Genomic DNA, 14,365 nt, shown 5'->3' on the forward strand with positions numbered 1-14,365 from the left:
CGGCCCGCGCCGGAGGGTTGGCTAGCATGCACTGACCTCACCGCGACCCTGCACCGCCGCACGAGCAAGGAGAACGACCGATGACCGAGGCCGTCGACAGTACCGGCCCCAGTACCGGCCCCCGGCTCCGACTGGACGCCAGTGTCTCGGCCGACCCCGGTACGATCCTGGCTTCGGCCCGCGCGGCCGAGAGCCGCGGCGTCGAGCGCCTGGTCGTGGCCGAGACCGCGCACAATCCGTTCGTCCAACTGGCCCGCGCCGCCGACGCCACCCGTTCCATCGAGCTCGCGACCGGCGTGGCCATCGCCTTCGCCCGGACCCCGATGACCCTCGCCTACGAGGCCTGGGGGCTGCACGAGGCCTCCGGCGGGCGGGCGGTCGTCGGCCTCGGCTCCCAGGTCAAGCCGCACATCGTCCGGCGCTTCGGGATGCCCTGGGACCGGCCGGCCGCGCGGATGCGGGAGTACGTCCACGCGGTGCGGGCCATCTGGAACAGCTGGCAGACCGGCGACCGGCTCGCCTTCCGGGGCGATTTCTACACCCATACCCTGATGACGCCGACCTTCGCCCCGCCCCGGATCGAGGCCGGGATGCCGCGGATCCTGCTGGCCGGCGTCGGCCCGTTGATGACGGCCGCCGCCGGAGCCGTCGCCGACGGCTTCATCAGCCACCCGTTCACCTCGCTCGACTACCTCACCACCCAGGTGCTCCCGAGGGTGCGCGAGGCACGGGCCAAGGCCGAGGCCGAGGGCGCGGAGTGGACCGCCCGCCCCTTCGAGGTGGTCGGCAACGTGCTGACCGCTACCGGCCGCACCGAGGAGGAGCTGCGGGCCAACCTGGTCGACGTGCGGGAGCGGTTGGCCTTCTACGCCTCCACCCCCGCCTACCGCCCGGTGCTGGAGCAGCACGGCTGGGGGGCGCTGCACGAGGAGCTGCACACCCTCTCCGTCCGCGGACGCTGGCGCGAGATGGGCGAGCTGATCGACGATCAGGTGTACGACGCCTTCGCCGTGGCCGGCTCCCCGGACGAGGTCGCCCGGGAGATCCACCGCCGCTACGCCGGGGTGGTCACCCGGCTGGCGGTGAGCTCCGCGACCGGCGCCGACCCGGAGCTCACCGCGGACGTGCTCACCGCGATCCGCGCCCTCGGCTGAACCGGGCGCCGTGCCTGCTGGGCCTCATGCCTGCCGGGCGTCGCTGATCTCGCTGGGGACGGTGCCGAGCCACCAGCTGGGGTTGGCGGTGCCGTCGGTGGTGCGGCCGTCGTGGTGGACGTAGTGGCGCCGGTCGCGGCCGGGCTCGCGGAACTCGCCGTTCAGGGCGCGCTCGACCCATTCGGCACCGAAGCGGAAGACCTCGGCGGCGGTGCCGCCCAGCGGGTGGAACTCGTTCTCGTAGACGCGCATCTCCTTGGGCGCGCGGATCCGCTCGTAGTTGGCCAGGGCCTGCTCCAGCTGGGTGAGTTCGTCGAACTCACCGATGCCGTAGAGGACCGGGCAGGTGATCTGCCGGACCAGGTCGCCCAGCGGCATGGCGCCGGCCAGCTCCCGGTCGAAGGCTTCCTCGTCGTCGTAGCCGGCCATGAACATGTAGTTGTTCTTGAAGGTGGGCTGGGCCCGCTCGAAGATGGTCCGGAAGTCGCCGGTGACGGCCTCGAAGGCGGCCAGTGCGGCGAGGCGGGGGTCGGTGGCGGCGGCGCGGGTGCCCCAGTAGCCGCTCATGCTGATGCCGAACATGCCGATGCGGTCGGGGTCGACCTGCGGCAGCGAGGCGAGGTGGTCGATGTAGCGGCTGATGGCGCGCTCGTAGTTGGTCAGGTCGACGGTGACGCCGTTGGCCCGGGTCTCGCCCTGGCCGGGGCCCTCGATGGAGAGGGCGACGATGCCGCGTGAGGTGTAGTAGCGCTCGGCCGCGTAGATGTAGTCCTCCTTGATCATGTCCATCCCCGGGCCGAGGATGACCGCCGGAGCGCCGGTGACCTCTCCGGCGGGCAGGTGCAGCAGGGCGAAGATCTGACCGCCCTCGAAGTCCAGGACCACCCGGCGCACCCGGCCGTCGCGCAGTGCGCCGATGCGCTCGACGCAGTGGTTGGTGTGCTCACGGAAGGCGAGCTTGCGCGGGTCGGCGGTGTCGAAGATCGAGTACTGGGCGCGGCCCCACATGACGGCGGCGCGGACGTAGAGGTCGGCGGCGGTCTGCGCGAAGCCGCCGCGCTCGTGGTGGGCGGCGCGCTCCTCGGCCTGCCCGGCCACCGTGGCCCACGCCTTGGGCAGCATCGCCCCGCTCTGGACCAGGGCGAAGACCTTGTCGAAGTCGGTGTGGTCGTGGCCGAACTGCTCCAGGGTGCCCTTGGCCTGGGGGTGCAGGGCGTCGAAGCCGCCCTGGGCGAGGGCGATGTCCAGGGCCCAGTTCTGGCCGGTCGAACGAACAGTCATGACAGATGTCCTCTCTGGGTGGGCACTCGGCTCGCGCTGCGCTCCGAAGTGCCTAAGTACTTAGCTATTAAGTACTTAGACTAAGCTGGATGTCAACCGGCCCCCGGTCCACCACCAGCCAGCCGGTCCACCACCAGCCCGCCCACCAGCCCGCCCACCACCCCGCCCGGAAGGTCCGCCCCCATGCCCGAGCCCACCCGCGACCAGGCCCGCAACCAGGCCCTCGACCAGCTGGCCCGCGCCGCCTACAGCCTCAGCGCCGCCGACTCCCGCCTGCGCGGACGCGCCACCCGGACGCCCGGCGCCCTCTCCCTCACCCACGCGCGGGCGCTGCGCGCCCTGGCCGATGCCGGCCCGCTGCCGATCGGTCGGCTGGCCGCCGCCACCGAGACCACCGGCGCCGCCACCACCCAGCTGGTCAACGGCCTGGCCACGGCCGGCTACGTCACCCGCGAACGCCCCGCCGACGACAAGAGATCGGTCCTGGTCGCCCTCACCGACGCCGGCCGCCGCCGCCACCAGGAACGCCAGGCCGCGCTGGCCCAGGCACTCGACACCGCGCTCGCGCACCACGACACCACCGCCCTGGACGGCGCGACCGACGTCCTGCGGCAACTCGCCGCCATCTACGACCAGCTCTGAAGCCACCGGCACCCGGCCGCGCGGACATGCGCGCGGACATGCGCGCGGACATGCGCGCGGACAGCCTCGCGGACATGCGCGCGGACACAAGGGAGCGTCAGGATCTTCGCTCCGCCGTCAGCACGGCGTCAGGAAACCGCGCGTCGGCTTGTCCGGGGCGTCCGGGGACGCTTCGATCGTCCCCATGGGCCTTTTCCTCCGCAGCCTGAGCTGCGCCGTGACGGCGCCGTGCTGCGCGGCCCCGCTGGTGCCGCCGGACCGGAGCCACGACGACCGTCCGCCTCATCCGGCGACGAGTCGCGGCGTGTTCGTGCGCCTGCCCCGGCGCTGAAACGCGCCCACTTCCTCTCCACCGCACTCCCCTGCCCGGCCCCGCCCCATCGGCTCGGCCTGCCGTGGCCTGCCCCGGCACGCCCCGGGCTGCCCCGCGCGCCCCGGGCCCCATCGTTCCTCGCCGAACTTCACCCGTTCCTCACCGAACTTCACCGAACGGACGGTCTCCACCGTGTCCACCGACCTCTCCTTCTCCGACCGCACCGCACTGGTCACCGGCGCCACCGAGGGCATCGGCCTGCAGACCGCGCTCCGCCTGGCCACCGGCGGGGCCAGCGTGATCGTGCACGGCCCCACCGCCGACAGCGCCGCCGCCGCGGTACGGCAGCTGGTGTCGGCCGGCGCGCCCGCGGCGAGCCTGGAACCGGCCGAAGCCGACTTCACCGATCTGGGCCAGGTCGACCGGCTGGCCGAGGAGCTGGCCGACCGGCATCCGCGGCTGGATCTGCTGGTCCACAACGCGGGCATCGCCGCGCCGGAGCGGCGCACCCTGACCGGGGCGGGCAACGAGATCTGCTTCCAGGTCAACTACCTGGCCCCGTACCTGCTCACCCGGCTGCTGGAACGGTCGCTGACCCGCAGCGCCGACAGCCGGATCGTCGCCCTCGGCTCCAGCCTGCACCGCACCGCCAACATCGACTGGACCGACGTCACCCGCGCCAAGCGCTACTCCCGGATCGCCGCCTACGGCCAGTCGAAGCTCGCCCTGACCACCTTCGTCTCGGCGCTCGCCCAGTGGCTCCCGGCCGGCCACACCGCGCTCAGCGTGCACCCGGGCATCGCCGAGACCGCGATCCGGCCGCTGTACGGGACGTCCGGCCGTCCCGCCGCCGAGGTCGCCGAGACCGTGGTCGCCCTGTGCCGGCCCAGCACCGAGGTCGTCAACGGCGCGTACTACGAGGGGCTGACCCCGGCCGCAGCCGGCGCCCAGGTCACCGAGAAGCGCTCGGTCGACCGGCTGCTCAAGCTCAGCGAGCGGCTGACCGACCTCGTCGCGACGAGGGCCTGAGCCGCCGCCCCGGAGCTGAGCATGCGTCATCTCCCCTTCCACCGAACGCCTACCCCGACGATGAGGAACCCGTGTCCAAGCGCGCCCGCAAGAAGCACGACCGCCGCAAGAAGGGCGGCAACCACGGCCGGAGGCCCAATGCCTGACCGTCCGTGAGCAGCCCCCTCAGCAGTGCCCCGTTCGGCCTCCGGTCCGACCGGGGCACTCCCGCGTTCGGGCGAGTCGGCGACCGTTCAGGTTTCCTGCGGCGCGGCCCTGGTGATCCCTCCGGACGGATCTGACCCGCAGACCGCAACCGGAGTGGAGCTACGCATGCCCGACGTGGCCTTCGTCGCCGTCACGATCGTCGTGTTCGGCCTGCTCGCGCTGATCGCGCGGGGGGTGGAGCGGCTGTGAGTGCGGACAACATCATCGGACTGGTGGTGGCGGTCGCGCTGGTCGGCTACCTGATCGCGGCGCTGATCCTGCCGGAGCGGTTCTAGTGGGCCCGACGTCGGCGGGTCTGCTCCAGGCGCTCGCCCTGGCGGCCGCACTCGCCCTCTCCCACCGGCCGCTCGGCGACTACATGGCGCACCTGCTCAGCAGCGACCGGCACCTGCGGGTGGAACGCCTGCTGCACCGGGTGATCGGGGTGGACGGCGACGCCGACCAGACCTGGTCGTACTACCTGCGCAGCCTGCTGGCCTTCTCGGCGGTCTCGGTGCTCTTCCTCTACGCGTTCCAGCGGGTGCAGAACCACCTCTGGCTCGCCCTCGGCTTCCCGGCCGTGCCGGCGGCCACCGCCTGGAACACCGCCACCTCCTTCGTCACCAACACCAACTGGCAGGCGTACTCGGGCGAGTCGACCATGGGCCACCTGGTGCAGATGGCCGGACTGGCGGTGCAGAACTTCCTCTCGGCCGCCGTCGGGATCGCCGTCGCCGCCGCGCTGATCCGCGGCTTCACCCGCAACCGCACCGACCGGGTCGGCAACTTCTGGACGGACGTCACCCGGATCGTGGTCCGGTTGCTGCTGCCGGTCTCGATCGTCTTCGCCGTCGTCCTGATCGCCGCCGGCCTGGTGCAGAACCTGCACGCGGCCCACGTCTACACCACGATCGCCGGCGGCAGCCAGTCGATCCCGGGCGGACCGGTGGCCTCACAGGAGGTCATCAAGGAGCTGGGCACCAACGGCGGCGGCTTCTACAACGCCAACTCCGCGCACCCCTTCGAGAACCCCAACCCGTTCACCAACTGGCTGGAGATCTACCTGCTGCTGGTGATCTCCTTCTCGCTGCCGCGCACCTTCGGCCGGATGATCGGCGACCGGCGGCAGGGCTACGCGATCGTGGCCGTGATGACGGTCTTCTGGGTGGCCTCCGGCGCCCTGCTGACCTTCTTCGAGTACCAGCACCACGGCACCGCGCCCCAGGCCGCCCACGCCGCGATGGAGGGGAAGGAGGTCCGCTTCGGCATCGCCGCCACGGCGCTGTTCGCCTCGGGGACCACCCTCACCTCGACCGGTGCGGTCAACAGCGCGCACGACTCGCTGACGGCGCTCGGCGGCGGGGTCGCGCTCTTCGACATGATGCTCGGTGAGATCGCCCCCGGCGGCACCGGTTCCGGCCTGTACGGGCTGCTGGTGCTGGCGGTGATCACGGTCTTCGTGGCCGGTCTCATGGTCGGCCGCACCCCGGAGTACCTGGGCAAGAAGCTCAGCGCCCGGGAGATGAAGTTCGCCTCTCTCTACATCCTCACCACTCCGGCGATCGTCCTGGTCGGCACCGGCGTGGCGATGTCCTTCAAGGGTGAGCGCGCCGCGATGCTGAACCACGGCGCCCACGGCTTCACCGAGGTGCTCTACGCCTTCACCTCGGCCGCCAACAACAACGGCTCCGCCTTCGCCGGCCTCTCCGCCACCACCACCTGGTGGAACACCGCGCTGGGGCTGGTGATGCTGTTCGGGCGGTTCCTGCCGATGGTCTTCGTGATGGCGCTGGCCGGCTCGCTGGCGCGGCAGCACCCGGTCCCGGCCGGGACCGGAACGCTGCCCACCCACAACGCGCTCTTCGTCGGCATGCTCTCCGGGGTGGTCCTGATCGTCGTCGGTCTCACCTACTTCCCCGCCCTGGCACTGGGGCCGCTCGCGGAGGGCCTGCACCGATGACCACCGACACCCCCCAACTGCAGCCGGACGCCCACCCGGACACGCACCGGGTCTCCGGCGGGCTGCTGGACCCGCAGCAACTGCTCGCCTCGCTGCCCGACGCCGTGCGCAAGGTCGACCCCCGGGTGATGGTGAAGAACCCGGTGATGTTCGTGGTCGAGGTCGGCTCGCTGCTGACCACGCTCTCGGCGATCCAGAAGCCCAGCACCTTCGCCTGGGTGATCACCGTCTGGCTGTGGCTCACCGTCGTCTTCGCCAACCTGGCCGAGGCCGTCGCCGAGGGCCGCGGCAAGGCGCAGGCCGACACCCTGCGCCGGACCAAGACCGACACCGTGGCCCGCCGCGTCGTCGGCGGCTGGACGCCGGGGGCGACCGGGGTGGCCGAGGAGGAGGTCGCGGCGACCGAGCTGCGCCTCGGCGACCATGTACTGGTCGAGGCCGGACAGGTGATCCCCGGTGACGGCGACGTGGTCGAGGGCGTCGCGTCCGTGGACGAGTCGGCCATCACCGGCGAGTCGGCCCCGGTCATCCGCGAGTCCGGCGGCGACCGCTCGGCGGTCACCGGCGGCACCAAGGTCCTCTCCGACCGGATCGTCGTGAAGATCACCTCGGAGCCCGGCAAGACCTTCATCGACCGCATGATCGCCCTGGTCGAGGGCGCCTCCCGGCAGAAGACGCCGAACGAGATCGCGCTGAACATCCTGCTCGCCTCGCTCACCATCGTCTTCCTGCTGGCCGTGGTCACCCTCCAGCCGATGGCCACCTTCGCCGGGGCCGAGCAGACCATCGTGGTGCTGGTGGCACTGCTGGTGGCACTGATCCCGACCACCATCGGGGCGCTGCTCTCGGCGATCGGCATCGCCGGCATGGACCGGCTGGTCCAGCGCAACGTGCTGGCGATGTCGGGCCGCGCGGTCGAGGCCGCCGGCGACGTCTCCACCCTGCTGCTCGACAAGACCGGCACCATCACCTTCGGCAACCGCCAGGCCGCCGAGTTCCTCACCGTCGGCGACGTCGACATCGCCCGGCTGGCCGACGCCGCCCAGCTCTCCTCGCTGGCCGACGAGACCCCCGAGGGCCGCTCCATCGTCGTCCTGGCCAAGGAGAAGTACGGGCTCCGGGCCCGGACCCAGGGCGAGCTCGGCCACGCCAGCTGGATCGAGTTCACCGCCCAGACCCGGATGTCCGGCGTCGACCTCGACGAGCCGTCGGGCGTCCACGCCACCCGCAAGGGCGCGGCCGGATCGGTGGCCGCCTGGGTCCGCGACCACGGCGGCCAGGCCGGCCAGGAGCTGGACCTCGCCGTCGAGCGGATCTCGCACCTGGGCGGCACGCCGCTGGTCGTCGCCGAGCAGCAGGGCGCCGACCCGGCGCAGGTGCTGGGCGTGATCTACCTCAAGGACGTGGTCAAGCAGGGCATCAAGGAGCGCTTCGAGGACCTGCGGCGGATGGGCATCAAGACCGTCATGATCACGGGTGACAACCCGCTGACGGCCGCGGCCATCGCCGAGGAGGCGGGGGTCGACGACTTCCTCGCCGAAGCGACGCCCGAGGACAAGATGGCGCTGATCCGCCAGGAGCAGGCGGGCGGGAAGCTGGTCGCGATGACCGGCGACGGCACCAACGACGCCCCCGCGCTCGCCCAGGCCGACGTCGGCGTGGCCATGAACACCGGTACCTCGGCCGCCAAGGAGGCCGGGAACATGGTGGACCTGGACTCCAACCCGACCAAGCTGATCGAGATCGTCGAGATCGGCAAGCAGCTCCTGATCACCCGCGGCGCACTGACCACCTTCTCCATCGCCAACGACGTCGCCAAGTACTTCGCGATCATCCCGGCCATGTTCGCCAGCGTCTATCCGGGGCTCGGCCGGCTCAACATCATGCACCTGCACAGCCCCACCTCCGCGATCACCTCGGCGATCGTCTTCAACGCACTGATCATCATCGGGCTGATCCCGCTCGCCCTGCGCGGGGTGCGCTACCGGCCGTCCTCGGCGGGCGCCTTGCTGCGCCGCAACCTCGGGGTCTACGGGCTCGGCGGGCTGGTGCTGCCCTTCGTCGGCATCAAGATCATCGATCTGGTCGTCCAGTTCATCCCCGGCCTGCGGTAGAACTCCGACTTCCGAGAGCTTCTGAGAGCTTCTGAGAGAGAGCGTGGGAAGACCCGTGGCCAAGCCCTTGCCGGCGCTGATCCGGCTCCATCTGACGGGACTGCGGATCCTGCTGGTGTTCACCGTCCTCTGCGGCGTCGCCTACCCGCTGCTGATCACCGGCATCGCCGAACTCGCCCTCCCCGGGCAGGCCAACGGCTCGCTGGTGCGGCTCGACGGCCGGGTGGTCGGCTCCAGCCTGCTCGGCCAGAACTTCGACCTGCCGACCCGCGCCGTCCGGACCCCGGCCCTGCCCGACCCCCGCTGGTTCCAACCGCGCCCGTCGGCGGCCGGCGCCGGCTACGACCCGACCGCGTCCGGCGCCTCCAACCTCGGCCCCAACGACCCCGGCCTGACCCGAACCATCCAGCTGCGCCGACTGGCCGTCGCGCTCTTCGACGGCGTCCGGCCGTCCTCCGTCCCGCCGGACGCGGTCACTGCCAGCGCGTCGGGCCTCGACCCCGACATCTCCGCCGCCTACGCTTATGAGCAGGTCAACCGCGTTGCCCGGCACCGTCGGCTGGCCCCGGCGGTGGTCCGGCAGCTCGTCGCGGCGCACACCCAGGGCCGCAGCCTCGGCTTCCTCGGACAGTCGCGGGTCGACGTCGTCACGCTCAACCTGGCGCTGGCGCGGCTCGGCTGACCCCCGGCCAGGGGAAGGGATCACACGTGACCCAGCTGTCCGCCTCCGGCGCGAGCCGGCACGTCCCGACCACGCCGGGCCGGCTCAAGGTGTACCTGGGCGCCGCCCCCGGCGTCGGCAAGACCTACCGGATGCTCGACGAGGGCCGGCGCCGGCTGGACCGGGGCACCGACGTGGTGGTCGGCTACGTCGAGTGCCACAACCGGCACCGGACCGAGGACCGGCTGACCGGGCTCGAAGTCCTGCCCCGGCTGGAACGCGACTACCGGGGCTCCCGGTTCACCGAGATGGACGTGGACGCGCTGATCGCCCGGCGTCCCGAGGTCGCCCTGGTCGACGAGCTCGCCCACACCAACATCCCCGGTGGCCGCAACGAGAAGCGCTACCAGGACGTGCAGGAACTCCTCGACGCCGGCATCGACGTGCTGACCACCGTCAACATCCAGCACCTGGAGTCGCTCAACGACGTGGTGCAGAAGATCACCGGAGTGCCGCAGCGGGAGACCGTCGCCGACGACATCGTCCGCCGCGCCGACCAGATCGAGCTGGTGGACATGCCGCCCGAGGGCCTGCGCCGCCGGATGGTGCACGGCAATGTCTACGGTCCGGAGAAGGTCGACGCGGCCCTGTCGAACTACTTCCGGGTCGGCAACCTCATCGCCCTGCGCGAGCTGGCCCTGCTCTGGCTGGCCGGACGGGTCGACGAGGGGCTGCAGCGCTACCGCAGCGAGCACGGCATCGGCAAGGTCTGGGAGACCCGCGAACGGGTGGTGGTCGCGCTCACCGGCGGGCCCGAGGGCGAGACCCTGATCCGCCGGGCCGCCCGGATCGCCGACCGCGCCTCCGGCGGCGACCTGCTGGCCGTCCACGTCGCCCGCAGCGACGGGCTGGCCGAGGCCGACCCGGCCGCCCTCGCCACCCAGCGCCGACTGGTGGAGAAGATCGGCGGCAGCTACCACTCCGTGGTCGGCGACCACGTCCCCACCGCACTGCTCGACTTCGCCCGCGCCGAGAACGCCACCCAGCTCGTGCTCGGCACCAGCCGGCGCGGCCGGATCGCCCGCTCGCTGACCGGTCCGGGCATCGGCGAGACCACCACCGAGCTCTCCGGCGACATCGACGTCCACCGGGTCACCCACGAGGCCTCCGGACGCGGACGCCACCTGCCCGCGCCCACCGCTCCGCACCCGACCCTGCGCCGCGTCGTCGCCACCGGGGCCGCCCTGCTGGTCCCGGTCCTGCTCACGCTGGTCCTCACCGGGACCCGTTCCTCGCTCAACCTGACCAGCGACGCGCTGCTGTACCTGCTGGCCGTGGTCGGCGTCGCCTGCCTGGGCGGCGTCCTGCCCTCGCTGCTCGCCGCGGTGACCGCCTCGCTGCTGCTCAACTACTACTTCATCCCGCCGATCCACCGCTTCACCGTCGACCGGCCCAACAACGTGCTGGCCCTGGTCGTCTTCGCGCTGGTGGCGCTGACCGTGGCGACCGTCGTCGACCGGGCCACCACCGGCTCGCACCGCGCCGCCCGCGCCACCGCCGAGGCCGAGACGCTCTCGGCGCTGGCGCACACCATCCTCGGCGGCGAGCAGGCGGTCCCGGCGCTGCTGGCCCGGCTGCGGGAGACCTTCGGCATGGACCGCGTCGCCCTGGTCCGCCGCGACGGCGCCGGCGGCGACCAGCTGCTGGCCACGGTCGGGGAGGAGGTCGAGGACCACCGGCACGGCACCGCGACCGAGGAGGTCTCCGTCGGCGGCGACGCGCTGCTGCTCCTGAACGGCCGTCCACTGCCGGCCGCCGACCGGCGCGTGCTCACCGCCTTCGCGGCGCACGTCGGCGCGGCCCTGGAGCGGGAGCGGATGGCCCTGGCGGTGGCCGGGGCGGAACCGATCGGCGCCGCCAACCAGGCGCGCGCGGCGCTGCTCGAAGCCGTCAGCCACGACCTCCACGACCCGCTCTCGGTGGCCGTCGCCGCGGTCACCTCGCTGGACAGCCACGACATCGTCCTCCCGGAACAGGACCGGCAGGAGCTCTTCGGCGACGCCCGGGCGGCCCTCGACAGCCTCACCCGGCTCACCGACGACCTGTCCGACCTCGGGCGGCTGCACACCGGCAGCCTCACTCCCGAGCTGCGGGCGGTGTCGGTCGCGGAGTGCTTCACCGGGGCCCGGGAGTCCCTGGGCGAGGCCCGGGTCGCCGTCGGCAGCAGCGGACTGGACGAGGTCCCCGCCGTGCTGGCCGATCCGGGCCTGCTGCAGCGGATCCTCGCCAACCTGCTGGAGAACGCCCTGCTCCGCACCGCCGACGGGGCGGAGATCCAGGTCTCCGCCGGGCCGGTGCACGACCGGGTCGAGATCCGGGTCGCCGACCGGGGACCGTGGTCCCCGGCCACCGACCGCGACGGCGTCTTCGACCCCTTCCCGCCCCGGAGCGCCGACGGCGGCGGCGCCCGGCGCAGCATCCGGCTGCCACTGGCCCTGTCGCTGGGCTTCGCCGAGAGCATGGGCGGCACCCTGCTTCCGGAGGACACCCCCGGCGGCGGCCTGACCATGGCCCTCACCCTGCCCGCGGCGCCGGCCGGCTGACGCCTCACCGCTGCGCGTGGCCCCCCCTGTTGGCCCGCCCCTGTTGGCCCGCCCGGGCAGGACTCCCCCTCACGGGGTCGCCTTCCACGCCAGCGTGCACGTGCGCGTCAGTGTGGAGAAGCCGAGGGAGCCGTAGAGACGCCGGGGAACCGGGTACGCGTCGTCGCCGCGCGGACCGACGACGGCCTGCGTGGCTCCCGACTCCCGTGCCCTCGTCATCACCGAGACGCAGACGGCCCGGGCCAGCCCCCGCCGGGCATGCTCGGGGACGGTGCCGACCGGCTCGAAGAGGACGCTTCGGGAGCGCTCGTCGTACCAGCCCAGCGCGAGGGCCGCCGGGCCGCCGATGGCGTCCCGCCGAGTGGTGTAGCAGGGATCTTGGAATGACCCCTGGTCATGGGGCAGCCATCGCGCAACTCTCCGAGTAGCGAAGCTCGTTGATGAGAGGTGTGCGATGGCCTTGTCCCAGTCTGACCTGTTGCGGCTCTCGGAGTCACTGCGTACGGCCGACGGAGTTGAGTTGATCAGGGTCCTGGCCCAGCGGATCCTGCAGGAGCTGATCGAGGCGGAGGCCACCGCACGGATCGGTGCCGAGCCCGGCGAGCACACCGATGCCCGCACCACCTGGCGCAACGGCCACCGCGAGCGGGTGCTGACCACGCAGGCCGGCGACCTGGACCTGGCCATCCCCAAGGTCCGCACCGGCAGCTTCTTCCCCGTACTGCTGGAACGGCGCCGGCGGATCGACCAGGCGCTCTACGCGGTCATCATGGAGGCCTACGTCCTGGGTGTGTCCACCCGCTCGGTCGACGACCTGGCCAAAGCCCTCGGCGCGGACAGCGGCATCTCCAAGAGCGAGGTCTCCCGCATCTGCGCCGGCCTGGACGAACAGCTCGTCGCGTTCCGCACCCGGCCGCTGGACCACACCCGCTTCCCCTACGTCTACCTCGACGCCACGTACTGCAAGGCGCGGGTGAACCACCAGATCGTCTCCCGGGCCGTGGTCGTGGCCACCGGCATCACCGAGGACGGCGGCCGCGAGGTCCTGGGCGTGATGATCGGAGACAGCGAGACCGAGGCGTTCTGGGCCGAGTTCCTGCGCTCCCTGCGCGAACGCGGCCTGGCCGGGGTCCGCCTGGTCCTCTCCGACAGCCACTCCGGCCTGGTCAAGGCGATCCGCAAGGTCATGCTCGGCGCGGCCTGGCAGAGATGCCGCGTCCATTTCCTGAGAAATGTCTTCGCCGTGATCCCGAAGGAGGCGGCGGAGATGGTCGCCGCGACCATCCGCACGGTCTTCGCCCAGCCGAACCAGGACGCCGTCCGCGCTCAGCTCGACACCGTCGCCGACATGCTCGGCAAGCAGTTCCCCAAGGTCAGGCAGATGCTCATCGAGGCCAAGGACGACCTGACCGCCTTCGCGGCGTTCCCGGAGCGACATTGGAAGAAGATCCAGTCGACCAACCCCCTGGAGCGGATCAACCGCGAGATCAAGCGCCGGACCGACGTCGTCCAGGTCTTCCCCAACGACGACGCGCTCCTACGACTGGTCACCGCCGTGCTCTTCGAGATGCACGATGAATGGATTGCCTTCCCGCGCCGCTACCTGCCCGAAGGCAGCATGGACAAGATCTACCCCGACTCGCACACCCCCGACGAACTACCGCCCACCGCCTAACCGTTGGCATGCGACCGTTACACCACTCCAAGGGACACGACCGGGCCGCCGTCCGGAGCCAGCACCACGAGGTCGAGTTCGGGCCGATAGGCCACGACCCCCTTCAGCGCCCGGAACGCGTCGAGGGTGAAGTTGCTGCCCGGCTCGTTGCCGGTGATGGTCAGGCCCAGCAGCTCCTTGATCCGGGCCGGAGCCCAGGCTCGGCGGTGGGCCTCGACTCGTGCGGCCTCGCCGGCCTCCTCGGCCGTCACGATGCTGTACCCGGGGGCCAGGGGCACCCGCGGCAGTCGGCCGAGCCCTCGGTGCTGGAGCAGGAAGAAGGGGCCACCCCGCTCATGCGCGCCGGCCTCGCGAAAGGTGTCCGCCATCGGCGTTCCGGTCACCAGGCCGATGGAGCCCCGGGGCGCCTGCGCAAAGATCCTCCCGACTGCGAGACGCCGTTCGTCCCGCGACAGCCCGGGCGAGAAGTGACCCTCGACCTCCGTCTCCTCACCCGCGTGCCAGACCTCGGCGAACCAGCCGTTGCCGTCGAGGACGGCATCAGGTGCCGGGGCCCCGTCGCAGCCGGAGCCGTGCCAAGCCACGTTGCCGGGGTGCGACTGCTGCGAGGGGGTCCAGCTGCGGGCCACGAGATCGATCCGGTCGTTGAGATCCATGGGCGCAGCCAAGCAGCAGAGCCGTCATCGGCGCACCTGATTTCCCGGGGCGGAGCTGCCGGGCCCCGTCGGAGGGCCGAGCGACATCGCT

The 14,365-nt window shown here is 72.0% G+C and carries 11 protein-coding genes; 9 read left to right on the forward strand and 2 right to left on the reverse strand.

All coding sequences use genetic code 11. The features are described 5' to 3' along the window. Window positions 1–80: 80 nt before the first annotated feature. The gene (locus BS75_RS03585) at window positions 81–1,154 is read left to right on the forward strand and encodes a TIGR03617 family F420-dependent LLM class oxidoreductase (RefSeq protein ID WP_042440301.1); all 1,074 of its coding nucleotides are present in this window, start codon (window positions 81–83) and stop codon (window positions 1,152–1,154) included. A 24-nt stretch (window positions 1,155–1,178) separates the two neighbouring features. Here the strand turns inward: BS75_RS03585 and BS75_RS03590 are convergent, their stop codons facing one another. Then, entirely contained in the window at window positions 1,179–2,435 is a 1,257-nt protein-coding gene (locus BS75_RS03590) for an alpha/beta hydrolase (protein WP_034087153.1), read from the reverse strand. Between the two features lie 183 nt (window positions 2,436–2,618). Between BS75_RS03590 and BS75_RS03595 the strand changes: the two genes are divergently transcribed. The 8 genes from BS75_RS03595 to BS75_RS03635 all read left to right on the forward strand — a co-directional run bounded on the left by BS75_RS03595 (window position 2,619) and on the right by BS75_RS03635 (window position 13,618). Next, entirely contained in the window at window positions 2,619–3,077 is a 459-nt protein-coding gene (locus tag BS75_RS03595) for a MarR family winged helix-turn-helix transcriptional regulator (protein ID WP_034087154.1), read from the forward strand. Window positions 3,078–3,582: 505 nt separating this feature from the next. Then, complete coding sequence (locus BS75_RS03600; RefSeq protein ID WP_034087155.1) at window positions 3,583–4,419, forward strand: SDR family NAD(P)-dependent oxidoreductase; 837 nt, start codon at window positions 3,583–3,585, stop codon at window positions 4,417–4,419. A gap of 392 nt (window positions 4,420–4,811) precedes the next feature. Continuing rightward, window positions 4,812–4,901: a K(+)-transporting ATPase subunit F gene (kdpF, locus tag BS75_RS45495; RefSeq protein ID WP_034087156.1), complete on the forward strand. Its 90-nt coding sequence runs from the start codon at window positions 4,812–4,814 to the stop codon at window positions 4,899–4,901. Then, a complete protein-coding gene (kdpA, locus tag BS75_RS03610) occupies window positions 4,901–6,565 on the forward strand; it encodes a potassium-transporting ATPase subunit KdpA (protein WP_034087157.1) in 1,665 nt (554 codons plus the stop codon). The genes kdpF and kdpA overlap by 1 nt, the downstream gene beginning before the upstream one ends. Then, window positions 6,562–8,679 (forward strand): potassium-transporting ATPase subunit KdpB, encoded by a 2,118-nt coding sequence (gene kdpB, locus BS75_RS03615; protein WP_034087158.1) that lies wholly within the window; start codon window positions 6,562–6,564, stop codon window positions 8,677–8,679. Before kdpA ends, kdpB begins: the two co-directional genes overlap by 4 nt. 55 nt (window positions 8,680–8,734) lie before the next feature. Then, window positions 8,735–9,361, forward strand: coding sequence for a potassium-transporting ATPase subunit KdpC (kdpC, locus tag BS75_RS03620; protein ID WP_042440297.1), 627 nt, complete (start codon window positions 8,735–8,737; stop codon window positions 9,359–9,361). Window positions 9,362–9,387: 26 nt separating this feature from the next. Beyond that, entirely contained in the window at window positions 9,388–11,943 is a 2,556-nt protein-coding gene (locus tag BS75_RS03625; protein ID WP_231607668.1) for a sensor histidine kinase, read from the forward strand. Window positions 11,944–12,397: 454 nt separating this feature from the next. Next, complete coding sequence (locus BS75_RS03635) at window positions 12,398–13,618, forward strand: IS256 family transposase (RefSeq protein WP_034087159.1); 1,221 nt, start codon at window positions 12,398–12,400, stop codon at window positions 13,616–13,618. Between the two features lie 17 nt (window positions 13,619–13,635). Here the strand turns inward: BS75_RS03635 and BS75_RS03640 are convergent, their stop codons facing one another. Beyond that, entirely contained in the window at window positions 13,636–14,274 is a 639-nt protein-coding gene (locus tag BS75_RS03640) for a hypothetical protein (RefSeq protein ID WP_034087160.1), read from the reverse strand. Between the last annotated feature and the right edge of the window lie 91 nt (window positions 14,275–14,365).

The organism is Streptacidiphilus albus JL83, from assembly GCF_000744705.1.
GTDB classification, from domain to species: Bacteria; Actinomycetota; Actinomycetes; order Streptomycetales; family Streptomycetaceae; genus Streptacidiphilus; species Streptacidiphilus albus.